Consider the following 18,884-nt stretch of genomic DNA (forward strand, 5'->3'; position numbering starts at 1 on the left):
AAACCACCTCTCGGGGTGGTTTTTTGCTTTAAGGAAGGTTAATTTCTTAGTGCGGAGATTAAATTGGTGCATCTAACAATGTTGGAAGATGCATATACGCACTAATTTGGCGCATCCCTCAGTAATTACCCGAAAGATTGGATCAAAATGCCCATACAAAAGAAATTTAGAAATTTTGATTTATCAATAAACCGGAGATTTTTATGACTTCAGCTGTAATGGGTGCCAAAAGCACTAGTAGCAATCCCCTCAAGTCCAAGTGGGTTCAATTGGCCTTGGGTGTAATTTGCATGATGTCTATATCCAGCCCGCAATATGTATGGGCTCTATTTACCAAGCCAATCATGGGGCAGCTTGGTGTTACTTTGACAGAGCTGCAAGTCACGTTTTCTATTTTGATTGTGCTGCAAACTTTTTTCTCACCCTTTCAGGGATATTTGGTAGATAAGTTTGGCCCACGTCTTCTTTTATCAATCGGTACCATATTGACTGGTGCAAGTTGGGTTCTTTCTGCCAATCTCACTACCGTCTCTAATCTTTACATCACTTATGGTGTTTTGGGTGGCTTGGGCACCGGTATTGTTTACATTGGTGTTGTTGGTTTGATGGTGCGTTGGTTTCCAAATAACCGCGGCTTTGCAGTTGGTATGGTTGCTGCTGGTTATGGCATCGGCGCATTACTGACTACTTTCCCAATCGCTGACAGTTTGGCTGTATCTGGTATTCAGGGCACGCTGACATTTTTTGGATACATCATTGGTGCCGTTGGATTATTGGCTGCACAAGGTATTCGCGTGCCCCACGCCGATCGTGTGCAAACAGCTGGTCAAATCGAAGCTGCAGCAGCAGGAGTTGCACCAAAGACTATGTTGAAGACACCGGTATTTTGGGTCATGTTTTTGATGATGTCCATGATGTCTACATCAGGACTCATGGTGATCTCTCAAATGGGCGCCTTCGCAAAAGACTTTGGCATTACGTCAGCGCTTGTTTTCGGTATGGCTGCCTTACCTTTAGCCTTAACTATTGACCGTGTCACGAATGGTTTAACCCGCCCCTTATTTGGATGGGTATCTGATCGTATCGGACGTGAATACACTATGACTATTGCATTTGGCTTGGAAGCAATTGCGATGTTTGTCTGGGTTACTACACGTACTGATCCAGTGTTATTCGTTCTTTTGTCTGGTGTTGTGTTCTTTGGTTGGGGTGAGATTTTCTCTTTATTTCCGTCCACTTTGACTGATACTTTTGGTCAAAAGCATGCCACGACAAACTATGGTTTTCTTTACATGGCTCAAGGCGTTGGTTCCATTATTGGTGGACCAATTGCAGCGTACATTCACGGCGCGACTGATAGCTGGATGCCTGTGTTTGCCATCATGATCGTATTGGATGCGACAGCTGCCATCTTGGCGTTCTTTGTTCTACGCCCAATGCGTGCTAAGTATTTGAAGTCACGTACTGCTTAAGCTAGAAACTGTTGATGGAAAAAAGGCTACCAAACAAGTAGCCTTTTTTATTGCCATCGGAATACTGCAGTATTAAAAAGAGCTGACTGCGCCATCACTCCTAGGATCCCAGCCACCCTGGAGGGTGCCCGATGGATTGCGAATGATGCAGCCTGCGTGGCCGACAGTCTCATCAAAAGCATCTAGCATTTCAATCTCATGGCCTAGAGCATGAAGTTCTTTGGCCACCCAAGGACTAAAACGCGACTCTAATTTCAGGCTATCACTGGTTTGGCCCCAAGTACGACCAAGTAACCAACGTGGGCGACTGATGGCGTCTTGCGGATCAAGACCATAAGTGGCAGTGCGTGTGAATACTGCACATTGAGTTTGAGGTTGGCCATCCCCACCCATCGTGCCATATACCATCGAACGACCATCCTTAAATAAAGCCATCGCTGGATTCAGTGTATGGAATGGCTTGCGATAAGGCTCAAGGTGATTCAGTGTTTTTGGGTCGAGGGAAAAACTGCACCCCCGGTTTTGCCAATTAACGCCCGATGTCGGCAACACAATTCCTGCGCCAAATTCGTGGTAGATGCTTTGAATAAATGAAACACAATTACCGTCGCCATCAATGACGCCCATCCAAATGGTATCTGCAGGACCTTTACCTTGACCCCAAGGAAGTGCTTTTTCAGGATCAATATTCTTAGCGAGTTTCTTCAAAAATGCAGGCGCCAAGAAGGACTGTGCATGTTTTTTCATGTACGCGGGATCGGTTACAAACTGATCGCGCACTTTAAAAGCTTGTTTAGTCGCCTCAACACAATGATGAACATATTGGGCGCTATCCACTTTGAAGCGTTTCAAATTTAATTGATCCAGGATGCCAATAATCATTAATGAGACCACACCTTGCGTCGGTGGAGTCATGTTGTAGACATTACCCATACTGTGTTGTAGCTCTAGGGGGTCTATGAGTTTTGCGTGATGACGATGAAGATCGTCTAATCTGAGTGGACTACCTAATTCGGTTAGTTCCTTGGCTAATGATTCAGCCAATTCACCCCGGTAGTAATCGTCGGTACCTTTTTTGGCAATTTGGCGCAAGGTTTTCGCAAGACGCTCTTGTTTAAAGATGCTGCCAACAATAGGCGCTTTTCCATTGACTAAAAAGGTCTCTGCAAAGCCGGGAATAGGGCTAAGCTCTTCAGCCTTCTTGGTAGTCAGGCTAGATTGACTGAAGGTAACGGGTGTGCCAGCTTCTGCATAGTGAATCGCATCTGCGAGCAGTCGGGATAACGGTAACTTGCCACCCAATCCTTGCTTGGATAGTTGGTGCGCTGCTCCCCAGCCAGAGATTGTTCCAGCGACGGTATTGGCCGCTACTGCACCACGAAAAGGGATGGCTTTAGTAATGCCGCGCTCTGCATACCATTTCTTAGTGGCTAGACCAGCCGCCGCGCCACAAGCATCAATACCGCCCATGGCTTTGCCAGGAGAATGAATCACCCAAAATGAGTCGCCACCAATGGAGTTCATATGGGGATAAACAACAGCGATAGTTGCTGCTGCTGCGACCATGGCTTCCAAAGCATTGCCGCCTTCTCGTAAAACGGCTAATGCTGATTCCGATGCTAGGGAATGTGGCGCTACCGCCATTCCCCTAATTCCCCATTTAGGCTGCATGTTTGTTCTCCATTAAGTTCGTTAATTTAGTTATGTCCATATTGTAGAGCTCAAAGAAATGCGGATTTACTGACTTTGCACAATATTGGTTGCTTTAGTGCGCAGCAGTGATAGCCGAGCTAAAACTCAAAAAAGGCGAGCTTCTCTGTACGGGGCAAACGCTTTAAGCGAAGCTCAGCTTTAGACGCTTCTGATCGGTTTGGGTGCTTTTGGGTTGCCAAGAGGATTACTGGTCTGCGGGACCTCGTATAGCGGGCACCTTGCCCTGAGTTATGGGCCTCTAAGCGATGCTCTAAACGGTTGGTGATGCCAGCATAGTAAGTGCCATCAGCACATTCGAGGAGATAAACAAGCCAGGTCAAAATAAAGGAAATTAGGGTTTAAAGTGGGTTAGATGCTTGAAATTATTAATATTGCCCTTATATTCTATAGATAGGTATATACGAAGTTAATGGAGTTTAAAAAATGAGAATAGATAAGTTAACAACCAAATTTCAAGAGGCTCTTAGTGAAGCCCAAAGTATCGCTTTAGCCAAAGACAACCAATATATTGAGCCCGCCCATCTTCTGTTAGCGATGCTTCGTGACTCTGATGGTGGGGCAAAAAGTTTGCTCACGCGCGCTGGAGTCAATGTGCTAGGCCTTGAAAAAGGTGTGGAAAAGCTGATTGGTAATTTGCCAGAAGTGCAGGGCACCAGCGGAGAGGTTCAAGTTGGGCGTGATTTAAGTAATTGGCTCAACTTATGCGAGAAAGAAGCAAACAAGAAGAATGATCAATTCATTGCTGGCGAGTTATTTTTGCTAGTAGTGGCTGATGACAAGGGTGAGCTCGGTAAAGTGGCTCGCGAGAATGGTTTAAATCGTAAATCGTTAGAAGCGGCTATTGATTTAGTGCGCGGAGGAGAGTCAGTGAATAGTGCAGATGCTGAAGGTCAACGGGAAGCTTTAAAAAAATATACGGTCGATTTAACGGAGCGTGCGCGCGCGGGTAAATTGGATCCAGTGATTGGGCGTGATGATGAAATTCGTCGCACCATTCAGATTTTGCAACGTCGCGGTAAAAACAATCCAGTGTTGATTGGCGAGCCAGGGGTCGGTAAGACTGCCATTGTTGAAGGCTTGGCGCAACGCATTGTGAATGGCGAGGTGCCTGAGACCCTTAAAAATAAACGTGTACTGGTTCTGGATATGGCCTTGTTATTGGCTGGTGCCAAGTATCGTGGTGAATTTGAGGAGCGCCTTAAGGCGGTTCTGAGTGATGTTGCTAAGGATGAAGGTCAAACCATCATTTTTATCGATGAGATCCACACCATGGTTGGAGCTGGTAAGGGCGATGGCGCTATGGATGCTGGCAATATGCTTAAGCCTGCCTTGGCACGTGGTGAGTTGCATTGTATTGGCGCAACTACCTTGGATGAGTATCGTAAGTACATTGAAAAAGATCCCGCACTTGAGCGTCGCTTCCAAAAAGTCATGGTAGAGGAGCCGAGTGTGGAGGCGACTATTGCCATCTTGCGTGGCTTACAAGAGCGCTATGAGCTTCATCACGGGATAGAAATTACTGATCCAGCTATCGTGGCGGCAGCTGAGTTGTCGCATCGCTACATTACCGATCGTTTCTTACCAGATAAGGCGATTGATTTAATTGATGAGGCGGGTTCACGCATTCGGATGGAGATCGACTCTAAGCCAGAGGTGATGGATAAGCTAGAGCGCCGTCTGATACAGCTCAAGATTGAGCGCGAAGCCGTTAAGAAGGAAAAAGATGAGGCTTCGCAAAAGCGTCTGGGCTTAATCGAGGATGAAATTAAACGTCTTGGTGCCGAGTATGCGGACTTAGAGGAAATCTGGAAAGCAGAGAAGGGTGCTGTATTAGGCGCTGCCAATCTGAAAGAAGAAATTGAAAAAATCCGTGCTGACATTGTGAAGTTACAGCGCGAAGGCAAGCTTGAGCAGGTTGCTGAATTGCAATACAGCAAACTTCCTGAGTTAGAGGCTAAACTCAAATCTGCTGCGGCTGCTGAAGCCAAGGGTGATAAAAATGGCGTAGTGAAGAATAAATTGCTGCGCACTCAAGTTGGTGCTGAAGAGATTGCCGAGGTGGTTTCTCGTGCTACTGGTATTCCGGTTTCTAAGATGATGCAGGGCGAGCGTGACAAGCTTCTCAAAATGGAAGAGTTACTGCACAAGCGCGTTGTTGGTCAGGAAGAAGCCATTCGTGCAGTGTCAGATGCGATTCGTCGCTCCCGTGCTGGCTTAGCTGAAGAGAATCGTCCGTATGGATCCTTCTTGTTCCTTGGGCCCACAGGTGTTGGTAAGACAGAGCTTTGCAAAGCTTTAGCAGGCTTCTTGTTTGACAGTGAAGATCATCTGATCCGTATCGACATGAGTGAGTTCATGGAGAAACATAGCGTTGCCCGTTTGATTGGCGCCCCTCCAGGTTATGTTGGTTACGAAGAGGGTGGATATTTAACTGAACAAGTTCGTCGTCATCCATATAGCGTCATCTTGTTTGATGAAATTGAAAAAGCACATCCAGATGTCTTTAACGTGCTCTTGCAGGTTCTAGATGATGGTCGCTTAACCGATGGTCAAGGCCGCACGGTTGACTTCAAAAATACTGTGATTGTGATGACCAGTAATATTGGTTCGCATCTAATCCAATCTATGGTTGATAAGAAGCAGGCTGAAATTAAGGAAGCGGTATTTGAGGAATTGAAGAACCACTTCCGTCCAGAGTTCTTGAACCGGATTGATGAAATTGTTGTCTTCCACGGCTTGGATAAAGGCAATATTGCCAATATTGCGAAAATACTCCTCAAAAACTTGTCAGATCGTCTGGCTAAGGTCGATATGCAGCTTGAGGTGAGTGATGCTGCCTTAAGTAAGATTGCCGAGGTGGGCTTTGATCCTGTATTTGGGGCAAGACCACTCAAGCGTGCTATCCAGCAGCATATTGAAAACCCCGTTTCCAAGATGATTCTGGAAGGTACTTTTGGGCCTAAAGATACAGTGCCGGTAGATGTGGATAACAAAGGCGACTTCAGTTTTACTCGCCAAGTTCATTAATCAACTCGTGGTGCAGGAATTTTCCTGCACCAGTAAACTTGGTACATGACTGCAGCTAATTTATCGCCCCTTTTAACCCCCGCCAGTGGTTTGGCTGATGCCTTGCGAAATAATGGTTTTGCAGTAGCTTCTGCAGAAACGGTTGGAGATATTGCAAATACTTCCCTAGTCAGCCTGGAAGATATCTCTCATTTTTGGGAGGGATTGCCGCGTGATCCCTATCTCAAGGATGGCGGTCGTTACCGTTATCGTCGTCATGCGAGTTATGAAATTCAGTCAAATACACTAACGCTGGTACCACATCGTGCGCATTGGCAGTCTGTAGATTACAACGCATTGCACGGGGGGATTGAACGATGGTTTGAGCCAATGCAGGCACATTTAATTGCGAATCCAGCGTGGCAGTCTTTGCTCCTTGGTCTTGGAGCCTTATTGAGTGGCCAAAAGCCAGTGACAACTTGGTTTGTGGAAGCTCATCAATTTCGGATTGATACCACCGATGGAATAGGGCGTCCCACACCCGAGGGTGCGCATCGTGATGGCGTCGATTTTGTCGCTGTCTTTTTAATAGACCGAGTGGGAATTAAAGGTGGTGAAACTCGAATTTTCGAAGCCTCTGGTTCTACTGGTTTGAGATTTACGCTTTCACAGCCTTGGTCTTTGTTGTTGATGAATGATGCGCGCATGATTCATGAATCAACCCCGATCCAGCCGCTCGGAAATTACGGCTATCGAGATACCTTAGTTCTGACTTACCGCTCAAATGGTTTTCAGGACTCTCCAAACCGTAGTCAGCAATAAGACTAGACAACTATTCAGGTTCCATCCCTGCCTCCTTAATAGCCTTAGCCCATTTAGCCGTTTCCAATTTTATTTTTTTATCCAAGGCTTCAGGACTACCAGGTTGTGTTTCAAAACCCATTGCTGAAAAGCGTTCGACTAAATCTTTGGATTTAGCAGCCTCATTAATTGCATTATTCAGTTTCAGAACGATATCTTTTGGCATGTTAGCGGGGCCAAACGCAGCAAAGAAAGCAATCAATTCATAGTTTTTAATGCCCAGAGCTTCATTTACTGTAGGTAATTGAGGGATGGCAGGAGAGCGTTTTAATGAGGTGACTGCGAGCCCGTGAATTTTCCCTGCTTGGACTTGGGGTAGGCTCACAGCAAAGTCTGAGCTAAACATATTAACTTGACCTCCAATTAAATCAGTCATGGCATTAGGGCCGCTCTTATATGAAACCCCAGTCATTTTGATGCCAGCTACGCTTGCCAGCATTTCGGAGGAAACCCGCTGAGAAGCACTAGCGTATGCAAAGGTCACTTTCCCTGGATCGGATTTAGCCAGTGTGACAAAACCATTGAGCGACTTCACAGGTAAATCATTATTGACAGCAATAATCAGTGGAACCGACCCAAAATATCCAATGGGTGTAAATGCTGTGTCTTGGTTATAGGGAAGATTTTTAGCGAGACTTTTTAATGCGGCATTCGTACTATTCGTTCCAAATAAAAGCGTATAGCCATCAGCGGGAGATTTAGCTACGACATCAGCGCCAATCATGCCGCTAGCGCCGGGCCGATTTTCAACAATGACTGGCTGGCCTAATGCTTCACCCATTTTGGCTGCAAAGGCTCTACCAATTTGGTCGGTAGCACTTCCAGGGGCAAATGGAACGATGGCTTTGATTGGCTTTGTTGGGTAGTTGTCTGCAATCGTGAGTGTGCAATACAAGCTAATAAGGAGGCCCATTCCCAGCAGAGAGAGTTGTTTCATGGAGTATTTTATTTTCATGCTGTCCCCGTCTTATTAGCTATTAGTGTAGCGGGTCTTAAGGCTGGGACGAGTAGAATGAGTTCACGTTTCTACTGACTATTTATGCGCTTTCGTTCAACTAGTTATACCCCTCTTATGCTGATGGCACAAACCTGTGCCTTATTGGGTTTTGCCTGTTATGCAGTTGTTCTTACTCCATTACAAGAGGAGTGGGGCTTAAGTAATCTCCAATCCGGCCTTATTGCCAGCGCTTTTTTCTTTGGTTATATGTTGGCCGTACCTGTGGCTACTGCTTTAACCGACCGGATCGATGCTCGCAAAGTGTATTTAATCGGGGGCTTGTCTGCGGCAATCGGTTTATTGGGTATGGGAATTTTTTCCCATAACTTTTGGACTGCCTTGTTATTCATGGCAATTAATGGGGCCGGGCTTGCCGGAACCTACATGCCTGGGCTGAAGATTTTGTCAGACCGAATCAAATCCGGAGAGCTCACGCGCCATATTGCTTTTTATACTGCCTTCTTTGGCATTGGCACTGGTTTCTCTTATCTTTGTTCTGGGTGGATCTTAAGTTTGCTTGGGTGGCGTTATGTATTTGGCCTCATTGCTTTAGGGCCCTTGCTAGCATTTGTGATTGTTCTTTGTTTCATACCGCCACTCGATCACGAAAAATGGAGTGGGCCTTTGCAAATTCGATTGCGTGATTTATTTCCAGTAGATAAATGGAAGATAGTCTTGCAAGATAAAAAAGCAGCTGGTTTTATTTTTGGATATACAGCCCATACAATCGAGCTCTTTGCATCTCGTAGTTGGATTGTGGCTTTCTTTGCTTTTTGCGCAATAAGTTCTGGCGAATCCTTTTTTCTAGCGATTACTACATTGGCTGGAATCATTAACTTCTTTGGTGTACCTGCTTCGATATTAGGCAATGAAATTGCATTACGGATTGGCCGACAAAGATGGGTTTGTATCGCGATGATTACGAGTGCTGTGCTCGGTATTATCTTGGCCAGTTCGACTGGGCATACATGGTGGCTCATTATTATTTTAGCAGTTGCGCATGCAGTTTTTATCATGGCAGACTCAGCAACATTGACGGCCGGCTTAGTCATGAGCGCTCAAGAAAATATTAAGGGTGCAGCTATGGGATTGCATTCTTTAATGGGTTTTGGTGGTGGCTTATTGGGCCCTGCAATTTTTGGCTTTGTCTTGGATATTGCAGGCTCACGCTCATCACACGCGGCGTGGATATGGGCTTATGCTGCAATCGTGATTTGGGGTGTGCTCTTTGTGCTGTATGAGCGCCGTAATGGTTGGGCTGGTAAATCAGCTTGAATACCTCGATGAATAAAGCTACACACATGACTTGCTACCACTGTTCTAGTGTGATCTTGCCAGGAGAGCTGATTGAGGCAGAGCTTGGTGGGATCCTGCGGCCTTTTTGTTGCCCTGGATGTATGGCGATTGCACAAACAATTCATGGGGAAGGCTTAGAGGTTTTTTATGTACGCCGCGCTCAATCTGGCGATAAGCCGGCAGCTTATTTAGCAAGCAATGACATCCCTGAAAAACTCAAACCCTACGATGATCTCTCGCTAAGAGGACGGTTTACAAGACCTTATGGCGATACTGGTGTACTAGAAACCACTTTACGTCTAGAAAAGATCCGTTGTGCAGCATGTGTATGGTTATGTGAGCAGCATTTGCGTCGCATTGATGGTGTTAGTGACGTACAAATTAATTATGTGACCCAAAAAGTCATGGTTCGCTTTTCTCCAGAGAAAACCAGCCTTGCCAGACTTCTATTTGAGATAGAAAGAATTGGCTATGAAGCATGGCCATTTGAGCCATCGCTTTCATTGGATCGAGTAAAAAAAGAACGCAGACAATTACTAACGAGGCTTGGTGTCGCTTTGCTAGGCATGATGCAAGTCATGATGTATGCCTGGCCTTCATATGTTGGTGCTAATGACATTACTCCAGAATTTGATTTGTTATTGGGTTGGACTAGTTGGGCATTAACCGTGCCGGTAATGGTGTATTCGGCTGGTCCTATATTTCAGTCTGCTTGGCGTAGCGTTCAGTCTTTCAGACAAATTCATATGCTCAATATGGATGTACCAATTGCTCTGGCGCTAGCATTGGCATTTATTGCCGGTACGATCAACCTGATTACAGGATCGGGGCAAAGCTATTTTGATTCGATCACCATGTTTGTCGCTTTTATTCTTGCGGCACGTTACGTGGAGTTGCTTGCACGTCAGGATGCCCAGGGCGGGGCAGAGGCCTTAGCAAAACAATTACCAGCGACATGCGAGCGCTTACATTCTTACCCAGATTCATTTGAGGTGGAAGTAGTCCCCGTAGTGAACTGCAACCCAGGGGAAGTATTGCGTGTATCTCCAGGAGAAGTTGTTCCAGCTGATGGAGTATTAATTGAAAATGCGAGTGCTCTTGATGAGTCTTTGCTGACGGGGGAATCAAAGCCGGTTGAGAAAAAAATTGGCGATCGTGTTTATGCAGGAACGCACAACATCCTAAACCCATTGCTCATGAGAATCGATGCAGTAGGGCAGTCTACCCGTATTGCTGGCATTGCCTCATTGCTCGATCAAGCATTGCTTGCAAAGCCAGTGATGGTGAGCCTTGCAGAAAAGTGGGCAGCCTACTTTGTAGGATGTTTATTGCTGAGTGCATTTATTTCCTCGGCAATTTGGTTGTATTTTGATCCCAGTAAAGCCTGGACAGTTTTAGTCTCTGTTTTGGTGGCAAGTTGCCCTTGTGCTTTGTCTTTGGCAGTGCCGACTGCGATGGCGGCAGCTCAGGGCGCGGTAACTAAGTTAGGTCTTCTGATTGTTCGCGGTCATGTCTTGGAGGGCTTAGTTAAGGCAAGCGATTTAGTGCTCGACAAGACGGGCACTCTCACGATGGGACGGCCCGAGTTACAAGAGGTCATTCATTTGAGAGCAGGCTATCGTCGTGAAGATGCTTTAGCGTTAGCAGCGGCTTTAGAGTCTGGGCAACGCCATCCATTGGCACTTTCATTATTGCGTGCGATTGAAAGTGAGCGGTTAAGTCTTCCCATCTTGGCAGATCCGGTAATCAACCTGCTTGGCAAAGGTTTAAGTTCTGGATCTTACCGTCTTGGTAGTGCTGCTTGGTTGGGCATCACTCCAGATGCTCGAGTAGGACAGTATGGTCAAGTACATCTTGCCGATGATCAGGGGTTGATTGCTACTTTTGTTTTTCTGGATACTCCACGTCCAGGTTTAGTAAATTTATTACAAGCTGCCAAAACCAGAAACATCAGAGTGCATTTAGTATCGGGAGATGACCCGGCAACCGTTGCATGGTGGGCCTCCCATGTGGGTATTCATAGTTATCGCGGAGGCTGTACGCCTGAAGATAAATATGAATACATCGAGCAACTCCAAGAATCAGGACGTTTTGTTTGGGCGATTGGTGATGGGGTGAATGATGCCCCACTGCTTGCGCGTGCTGATATTTCAATTGCTGTAGGGGCAGGAGCCCCACTTGCAGCAGCAGGTGCAGATGCTATCTTGACTGCAAGTTCTTTAGAGCCATTGGCTAAAACATTAAAGTTAGCCGATAAAACAGCAGTCATTATTAAAGAAAATTTACTATGGGCTTTGATCTATAACTTACTTGCGATTCCTGTGGCAATGATGGGTTTAGTAAACCCATGGATTGCAGGCATTGGGATGTCACTCTCTTCTTTGGCCGTCACTTTAAATGCGTGGCGTTTGCGAAAGGCTTAGACTGTAGGGATGGAGAGTCTCTACATCTTGATCCCCTTATCCCTTGTATTGGTGGGACTTTTAGCTTGGATTTTGCATTGGTCAGTCAAAAGCGGTCAGTTTGATGACTTAAATGGTCCAGGTGAGTCCATTTTGATGGATGATGATGTGCCGGCGCAGCATAAAGTTAGTGAGCACTCTCAATAATAATCATGTTTTAAAGGGTTATTATCCTTATCAGGGTATACCTTGTGCCCAGCGCTTGAATTTGGGCAATCCTTTTTGACATAGATCAAACCCCCTTAGGGGCCTTACTTTCATAATCGAATCAGTCTATTTGGATTATGTCGCTGTTTGGTCACAAAAAAGGAGAAACCATGGGACTTACCGTGGGGAGTAATCAAGATAACTTCAACTACAAGGTTATCAGTCAATTTGCCATCGTTACCGTGCTGTGGGGAATCGTGGGCATGCTCGTGGGGGTTATCCTCGCAGCCCAGTTGATCTGGCCGGAAATCACTTTCAATATTCCTTGGCTGAGTTATGGTCGTTTGCGCCCATTACATACCAATGCAGTGATTTTTGCGTTTGGTGGATCTGCACTCTTTGCTACGTCTTACTACATCGTGCAAAGAACCTGTCAAGTTCGTCTCTTCTGTGACAAGTTAGCGGCATTTACATTTTGGGGATGGCAAGCAGTGATCGTATCTGCGGCAATCACATTACCACTCGGTATTACTACATCTAAAGAGTATGCAGAGTTAGAGTGGCCAATTGATATCTTAATTACAGTAGTTTGGGTTGCATATGCGGTTGTCTTCTTCGGCACAGTAATCAAACGTAAGACAAAACATATTTATGTTTCAAACTGGTTCTTTGGTGCCTATATTCTGACGATTGCTGTTTTGCATATTGTGAATAACATCGAAATGCCTGCAAGCCTATTTAAGTCTTATTCTGCATATTCTGGCGCTCAAGATGCAATGATTCAGTGGTGGTATGGTCACAACGCAGTAGGCTTCTTTTTGACCACTAGTTTCTTGGGCATGATGTACTACTTCATTCCTAAGCAGGCTGAGCGCCCGATTTACTCCTATCGTTTGTCGATCGTTCACTTTTGGGCTTTGAACTTTACATACATGTGGGCAGGTCCTCACCATTTGCAGCACACTTCATTGCCGGACTGGACTCAGTCTCTTGGCATGGTTTTCTCATTAATCTTATTGGCTCCGTCATGGGGTGGCATGATCAACGGCATCATGACCCTGTCTGGCGCTTGGTATAAATTACGTCGTGATCCTATCTTGAAGTTCTTGGTAGTGGCGTTGTCCTTCTACGGCATGTCTACCTTCGAAGGCTCAATGATGTCCATCAAGACAGTGAATAGTTTGTCTCATTACACTGACTGGACAATTGGTCACGTGCACTCTGGTGCATTAGGTTGGGTAGCTATGATCACCATTGGCTCCTTGTACTACCTGATTCCACGTTTGGTTGGTCAGCGGGATATGTACAGCACTAAATTAATCGAATTGCATTTTTGGATAGCAACTATTGGTGTAGTGATTTATATCGCTGCTATGTGGATTGCTGGAGTGATGCAAGGTTTGATGTGGAGAGCGTTTGAGCCAGACGGTACCTTGACTTATAGCTTTGTTGAATCTGTCAAAGCAACCTATCCGTTCTACGTCATTCGTTTATTGGGTGGTCTGTGCTACTTAAGCGGCATGTTCATCATGGCCTACAACGTGTACAAGACAGTAGCTCACAAAAAATTTATAGACGCTCCGATTCCACAAGCGTCGATTGCTGCTCATTAAGGATAAGAACATGTCAGAACAACGTCGATTTTTCTCCCACGAAACGCTTGAGCGTAATGTTGGTTGGTTGATCATCGCTACTATTGCGGCAATTTCAGTTGCCGGTTTAGTGCAGATCGTTCCTTTGTTTTTCCAGCATTCCACTACTGAGCCTAGTCCTGGTGTAGTGCCTTACTCAGCCTTACGTTTGGCTGGTCGCGATATTTATCAGCGCGAAGGTTGTGTTGGCTGCCATTCACAACAGATTCGTACACTCCGCTCTGAAGTTGAGCGTTATGGCCCTTACTCATTGGCTGGTGAGTCTGTATTTGATCATCCATTCTTATGGGGTAGTAAACGTACTGGTCCTGACTTGGCCCGCGTTGGTGGTAAGTACTCTGATGCATGGCATCAAATTCACTTGAATAATCCTCGTGATGTGGTTCCTGAGTCCAATATGCCTGCTTATCCTTGGTTGGCTAAGAATGCCGCTGATGCAAATACCATTCAGTCTCATATGGTGGCAATGCGTCGTTTGGGCGTGCCTTATACCGATGACGATATTGCAAATGCACCTAAAGAGTTGGAAGGTAAGACTGAGTTAGATGCTTTGGTTGCTTATCTCCAAGGTCTTGGCATTAATCGTAGATACATCATTGTTGACGAGGTCGTTGCCAAGTAATGTTGGTGAGATATCTTATGCAAAATATTGCACCTTACCTCTCAGCCATTTCTACAGTCATTGGCTTAATCGTTTTTATTGGCATTGTTTGGTGGGCTTGGTCTTCAAAAAGACAGGCTGCCAATCAAGAGTCTGCCGAACTTCCGTTCGATCTTCCAGATGAATTTATCAAGGACAAATCATGAGTGACTTTCTTGGCGCCGGTTGGAGCACCTATATCGCCTTAGTAACATTAGTCGGTATTTTTTGGTGCATATGGTTATTGTTTTCTCAACGAAAGACTAAAGTTACGCTGAAGCCAGATGGCCAGGTCGCTGATACTGGTCATGTTTGGGATGGCGATTTACGTGAATTAAATAATCCATTGCCACGGTGGTGGATGTGGATGTTCTTGATCTCTTGTATTTTTGCCTTAGTCTACCTCGTGTTGTATCCAGGCTTAGGCTCTTTCCCTGGAATCTTGGGTTACAGCACTGATGGTGCTTTGATGAAATCCATGACTACCGCTAACGACGATTTGAAGCCGGTCTACGCTAAATATGTGAAGATGGATATTGAGCAAATTGCTGCTGATCCTCAGGCTCGTGAGATGGGTCAACGTCTTTTCTTGAATTCTTGTGCACAGTGCCATGGTTCAGATGCGGGTGGTGCTAAAGGCTTCCCTAATTTGACTGATGGCGACTGGCTCTATGGCGGTTCTCCAGAAAATATCAAAGCAAGCATTACTAATGGTCGTGGTGGTGTAATGCCTCCATTTCCACAATTGGATAGCAAACAAATTGTTGACGTTGCCAACTATGTACGTTCTTTATCTGGTTTACCAGCCGATGATTTGAAGGCAGCTCGTGGAGCCGAAGTGTTTAAGGCTAACTGCGTCGCTTGTCATGGCCCCGATGGCAAAGGCAATATTGCTATAGGCGCACCAAACCTGACAGATAAAACTTGGTTGTACGGTAGCTCTGAAGCGACCATTGTTGAAACAGTCACTAAGGGTCGTATGGCAATGATGCCTGCTCAAGATAAAGTATTAAGCCCTGAGAAGATTCAGTTATTAACTGCATATGTATGGGGTTTATCAAACAATAAACAGCCAGCAAATACTTCAGCAGATACAAAGTAATTAGTGTCAGATAATTCGCCGGTTGGGAAACCTATTCCGATAGAAGTAATTGAGGAGTCTCTTTACGAGGTCCGGCGAAAGATTTATCCGCGCTCTGTATCTGGGCTTTTTGCTCGGTGGCGCTTGATTCTCGTATTCGCAACCCAACTTCTCTTTTACGGTTTGCCTTGGGTTAGTTGGAATGGCCGTCAAGCCGTTCTGTTCGATTTAATTCAGCGTAAGTTTTATATTTTTGGCTTAGTACTATGGCCGCAAGACGTGATTTACCTCACGCTCTTACTAATTCTCTCCGCCTTAGCTTTATTTCTATTTACCGCCGTAGCTGGGCGATTATTTTGCGGTTATGCATGCCCACAAACGGTCTATACCGAAATCTTCATGTGGATCGAGCGCAAGGTTGAGGGTGATCGATTTGCACGTATTCGTTTGGATGGTGAGGAGTGGCCATGGGGATTTAAAAAGTGGCGATTGAAGATTACTAAGCATTTCTTATGGCTGTTGATAGCTTTCTGGACGGGCTTTACATTTATTGGATATTTCACACCAATTGAAACTCTTGGTGCTGCGGTTCTCCATTTGTCCTTGGGCCCTTGGCAGACATTCTGGTTATGTTTTTACTCCTTCGCTACCTGGGGTAATGCAGGATTTATGCGTGAGCAGGTTTGTAAATATATGTGCCCTTATGCACGCTTCCAAAGTGTGATGGTCGATAAAGATACCTTCTTAGTGACTTATGACAAAGTGCGTGGAGAACCTAGAGGTAGTCGTAGTAAATCGGCAGACCAGAGTTCTCTGGGATTAGGTGATTGTGTTGATTGCAGCATTTGTGTTCAGGTGTGCCCAACAGGTATTGATATTCGCGATGGCTTGCAATATATGTGCATTGGCTGCGGTGCATGTATCGATGCATGTAATCAAGTCATGGAAAAAGTGGATTATCCAAAAGGATTGATTCGCTACACCACTGAACGCGCCATTGAGGACAAAGAATCTAATCAAAGTGCAATTCGGCATATCCTCCGACCCCGAGTCTTGATCTACATAGCATTCATCACTGTGCTCGCCTCAGCCTTTTTAGTGTCATTAGTCACCCGTAATCCATTGCGAGTAGATGTGATGCGTGACCGAGGTGCCTTAGCACGTGAAGTCGATGGCGTTCGGATTGAGAATATCTACCGTATTCAGATTATGAATGCGTCTGAGCATGCCATGAAAGTCCAAATGAAGGCTACTGGATTAGACGGCCTAAAGATCTTGAATTCACAGGGACAAGAAGTTACCGAAGTGAATGTTGGCCCTGCTAGCAATCAGTTGATGCCAGTGAAAGTCAGTACTGCAATTGGCGTTAATGAACCAGGGAATTACCCCATTTATTTTGATGTGACTGCGCAGGAACTTACGGGCAATGAGTCTGTAACGAGAAAGCGCGATGAGAAATCTAGTTTTATTATTCCTCGTTAAGCTAGTCAGCAATCAATGGAGAGCACGCATATGACTGAACAAGAAATCAATAAACCATGGTGGAAACAATTATGGCCTTGGCTGTTAATTAGTGGCCCAGCCGTAGCTGTAATTGGTTGCGCAATTACGATTTGGTTAGCAGTAAATCTGTATGCTGATAAATCATTACGTGATGGCGTAGTAAAACAGGGTTTGAAAGTCGAACAAATTAAAGACTCGCAGGCCAGCAAATGAAGTACCGCCTGCTGATTTGGATTTTATGGCCTTCATTTTTAGTGGCTGGTATGGCCGAAGGCTTGCTATTTACAGTTATACAGCCAGAGGACCTCTTATTTTTTGGCCATCATCCCGATATTTCTGATGAGGGTATTTATACCATTGGCTTTTTTCTGATTTGGACTTTTTGCGCCGTCTCTAGCGCCTTAACAGCCTACATCTTGCCGGGTATTGAATCACCGGATTCAAAAGAAATCGATCGCGGCCTAATTTAAGCCTGTTTTACTGGTATCTCTGCGCTTACACAGGTGGCCCTATCGGGGTTGGGGACGCCAGCCAACTCATACAAGCCATCCATATCAATCAGTTTGATATGTCGTTGCTTAATTTGAATCAAACCTGATTCTGCAAAACGAGAAAGCATGCGGCTCACAGTTTCAATCTGCATACCTAAATAGCTTCCAATCTCTACTCGGCTCATCCGCAAATCAAATTCATTATTGAGATAACCCCGTGCCGCTAAGCGCTGTGAAAGACTCAGTAAAAATGCAGCAAGTCTCTCTTCAGCACGCATTGTGCCTAATGAGAGTAAGTGGCGTTGGTCTTGAGTGAGCTCACGACTCATAATCTTATGAAATTGATTTTGTAACACTGGAATCTGTCTGGCTAAATCTTCAAAGGCTTCATAGCGAATAATGCAGACTTCGCTTTCTTCTAAAGCAATTGCATCTGATTGATAATGGCCATCGCCAATACCATCCAAACCTAAAATTTCACCGGGAAGATGAAAGCCAATCACTTGTTGACGGCCATCTTGTAGGCAGAACTCTGTTTTGAGGGTTCCAAAACGAACGCTGTACACGGATGAAAGAGGGTCGCCATGTCGATAGAGGCTCTCACCCTTTTGCAAGTGCACACGCTCTTTGACTAGAGAATCAATTTTAGTGACGTCAGTAGCGCTCAGGCCAACCGGAAGACAGAACTGCCCAAGAACGCAGACTGAGCATTTGCTGGTGGGGGTGTCGGTGGGCTTGTAATTCATATTGGACTGTTAATGCAGACAGTTTATTCTACTAGGATGACGAACGAAATTCATACCCCATTTACCCTGAAAAATGCTCACTAGCAGCTTAGTTTTAGCCATTTTTCTGGGTGCCCTAGTGAGCGGCTGGCATTGCGCGCTCATGTGTGGAGGCATTGCAGCAGCAATTGAGCGTCCAATAGCCTCGGAGACCCCTTTGCGCTCCAAATCCGAGCTTTTTTATCTTCAACTCATCATGCATTTAGGGCGCATCACGACTTATGTTCTTCTGGGGGCACTAGCGGCTTGGGTTGGGGTAGAGGTATGGCGGCAGAGCCTGATTCCAGTGCAAAGACCGCTATTTGCTTTGGCTGCTCTGATATTGATTTTGATGGGCATTCGTTTACTGAGCGTGGGTAAATCCAGAAGCTTGGTGGGTGCGAAGTGGCTTAACGCAAAAATTGCTACTTATTGGGCTAAATATATCGGTCGTTTTGCAAGCGGCCCCTCACGTTGGTTTAGTGGAATGCTTTGGGGCTTGGTTCCTTGTGGATTGGTTTATAGCGTGTTGCCTTTAGCTTTTTTATCGGGCGATGTATTCACTGGCGCAGTCTTCATGTTGGCCTTTGGCTTGGGCACTCTTCCTAATTTGTTATTGATCTCTAAATTCTCAGCAGTGCTCACTCAGTTTGGACAATATATTTGGGTTCGTTATTTTGCTGCCTGCTTGCTTTTTATTGCCGGGGGATTTGGTTTATATCGTGCTTGGGTATTGCCTGAAGCATTATTAAAGGGAGGCTTTTGCCTCTCTTAGTCTTTAGTAAAAAGGCGACGGTGA

Annotated in this window: 18 protein-coding genes; 14 read left to right on the forward strand and 4 right to left on the reverse strand. The window is 45.5% G+C overall.

What is annotated here, in order from left to right:
- Positions 1–203: 203 nt before the first annotated feature.
- Positions 204–1,472, forward strand: coding sequence for an oxalate/formate MFS antiporter (gene oxlT / locus PNUC_RS02330; protein ID WP_011902289.1), 1,269 nt, complete (start codon positions 204–206; stop codon positions 1,470–1,472).
- 72 nt (positions 1,473–1,544) lie between these two features.
- On the opposite strand, the gene ggt is transcribed toward oxlT, so the two are convergent.
- Together ggt and PNUC_RS02340 are read right to left on the reverse strand one after the other, a co-directional pair.
- A complete protein-coding gene (gene ggt / locus PNUC_RS02335; protein ID WP_011902290.1) occupies positions 1,545–3,143 on the reverse strand; it encodes a gamma-glutamyltransferase in 1,599 nt (532 codons plus the stop codon).
- A gap of 119 nt (positions 3,144–3,262) precedes the next feature.
- Entirely contained in the window at positions 3,263–3,505 is a 243-nt protein-coding gene (locus tag PNUC_RS02340) for a GIY-YIG nuclease family protein (RefSeq protein ID WP_011902291.1), read from the reverse strand.
- A gap of 103 nt (positions 3,506–3,608) precedes the next feature.
- Between PNUC_RS02340 and clpB the strand changes: the two genes are divergently transcribed.
- Together clpB and PNUC_RS02350 are read left to right on the forward strand one after the other, a co-directional pair.
- Positions 3,609–6,212, forward strand: a complete 2,604-nt coding sequence (gene clpB / locus PNUC_RS02345; protein WP_011902292.1) for an ATP-dependent chaperone ClpB — start codon at positions 3,609–3,611, stop codon at positions 6,210–6,212.
- A gap of 45 nt (positions 6,213–6,257) precedes the next feature.
- Complete coding sequence (locus tag PNUC_RS02350) at positions 6,258–7,013, forward strand: 2OG-Fe dioxygenase family protein (protein WP_011902293.1); 756 nt, start codon at positions 6,258–6,260, stop codon at positions 7,011–7,013.
- A 10-nt stretch (positions 7,014–7,023) separates the two neighbouring features.
- Here the strand turns inward: PNUC_RS02350 and PNUC_RS02355 are convergent, their stop codons facing one another.
- Positions 7,024–7,989, reverse strand: coding sequence for a Bug family tripartite tricarboxylate transporter substrate binding protein (locus PNUC_RS02355; protein WP_064721947.1), 966 nt, complete (start codon positions 7,987–7,989; stop codon positions 7,024–7,026).
- Between the two features lie 135 nt (positions 7,990–8,124).
- On the opposite strand from PNUC_RS02355, the gene PNUC_RS02360 reads away from it, so the two are divergent.
- From PNUC_RS02360 to PNUC_RS02405, 10 genes are all read left to right on the forward strand, one after another.
- Entirely contained in the window at positions 8,125–9,324 is a 1,200-nt protein-coding gene (locus PNUC_RS02360) for an MFS transporter (protein WP_201721418.1), read from the forward strand.
- An 8-nt stretch (positions 9,325–9,332) separates the two neighbouring features.
- Positions 9,333–11,768, forward strand: a complete 2,436-nt coding sequence (locus PNUC_RS02365; protein WP_011902296.1) for a heavy metal translocating P-type ATPase — start codon at positions 9,333–9,335, stop codon at positions 11,766–11,768.
- Positions 11,769–11,777: 9 nt separating this feature from the next.
- On the forward strand, positions 11,778–11,954 hold the full coding sequence (gene ccoS, locus PNUC_RS02370; RefSeq protein WP_011902297.1) for a cbb3-type cytochrome oxidase assembly protein CcoS: 177 nt from the start codon (positions 11,778–11,780) through the stop codon (positions 11,952–11,954).
- 170 nt (positions 11,955–12,124) lie between these two features.
- Positions 12,125–13,567, forward strand: coding sequence for a cytochrome-c oxidase, cbb3-type subunit I (gene ccoN, locus PNUC_RS02375; protein WP_011902298.1), 1,443 nt, complete (start codon positions 12,125–12,127; stop codon positions 13,565–13,567).
- Between the two features lie 10 nt (positions 13,568–13,577).
- Complete coding sequence (gene ccoO / locus PNUC_RS02380) at positions 13,578–14,228, forward strand: cytochrome-c oxidase, cbb3-type subunit II (protein ID WP_011902299.1); 651 nt, start codon at positions 13,578–13,580, stop codon at positions 14,226–14,228.
- Positions 14,229–14,245: 17 nt separating this feature from the next.
- On the forward strand, positions 14,246–14,413 hold the full coding sequence (locus PNUC_RS02385; RefSeq protein WP_048812208.1) for a cbb3-type cytochrome oxidase subunit 3: 168 nt from the start codon (positions 14,246–14,248) through the stop codon (positions 14,411–14,413).
- Positions 14,410–15,348, forward strand: a complete 939-nt coding sequence (gene ccoP, locus PNUC_RS02390; RefSeq protein WP_011902301.1) for a cytochrome-c oxidase, cbb3-type subunit III — start codon at positions 14,410–14,412, stop codon at positions 15,346–15,348. The genes PNUC_RS02385 and ccoP overlap by 4 nt, the downstream gene beginning before the upstream one ends.
- Before the next feature lie 3 nt (positions 15,349–15,351).
- Positions 15,352–16,809: a cytochrome c oxidase accessory protein CcoG gene (ccoG, locus tag PNUC_RS02395; protein ID WP_011902302.1), complete on the forward strand. Its 1,458-nt coding sequence runs from the start codon at positions 15,352–15,354 to the stop codon at positions 16,807–16,809.
- Between the two features lie 30 nt (positions 16,810–16,839).
- Positions 16,840–17,043 carry a FixH family protein gene (locus PNUC_RS02400; RefSeq protein ID WP_048812055.1) on the forward strand — a complete coding sequence of 68 codons (204 nt, stop codon included), beginning with the start codon at positions 16,840–16,842 and terminating at the stop codon, positions 17,041–17,043.
- The gene (locus PNUC_RS02405; protein WP_011902304.1) at positions 17,040–17,300 is read left to right on the forward strand and encodes a hypothetical protein; all 261 of its coding nucleotides are present in this window, start codon (positions 17,040–17,042) and stop codon (positions 17,298–17,300) included. The genes PNUC_RS02400 and PNUC_RS02405 overlap by 4 nt, the downstream gene beginning before the upstream one ends.
- On the opposite strand, the gene fnr is transcribed toward PNUC_RS02405, so the two are convergent.
- Positions 17,297–18,067: a fumarate/nitrate reduction transcriptional regulator Fnr gene (fnr, locus tag PNUC_RS02410; protein WP_011902305.1), complete on the reverse strand. Its 771-nt coding sequence runs from the start codon at positions 18,065–18,067 to the stop codon at positions 17,297–17,299. The genes PNUC_RS02405 and fnr overlap by 4 nt on opposite strands.
- Positions 18,068–18,140: 73 nt before the next feature.
- Between fnr and PNUC_RS02415 the strand changes: the two genes are divergently transcribed.
- A complete protein-coding gene (locus PNUC_RS02415; RefSeq protein WP_011902306.1) occupies positions 18,141–18,860 on the forward strand; it encodes a sulfite exporter TauE/SafE family protein in 720 nt (239 codons plus the stop codon).
- Positions 18,861–18,884: the final 24 nt, after the last annotated feature.

The sequence above is a fragment of the Polynucleobacter asymbioticus QLW-P1DMWA-1 genome (assembly GCF_000016345.1).
In the GTDB taxonomy this organism is placed as follows: Bacteria; Pseudomonadota; Gammaproteobacteria; order Burkholderiales; family Burkholderiaceae; genus Polynucleobacter; species Polynucleobacter asymbioticus.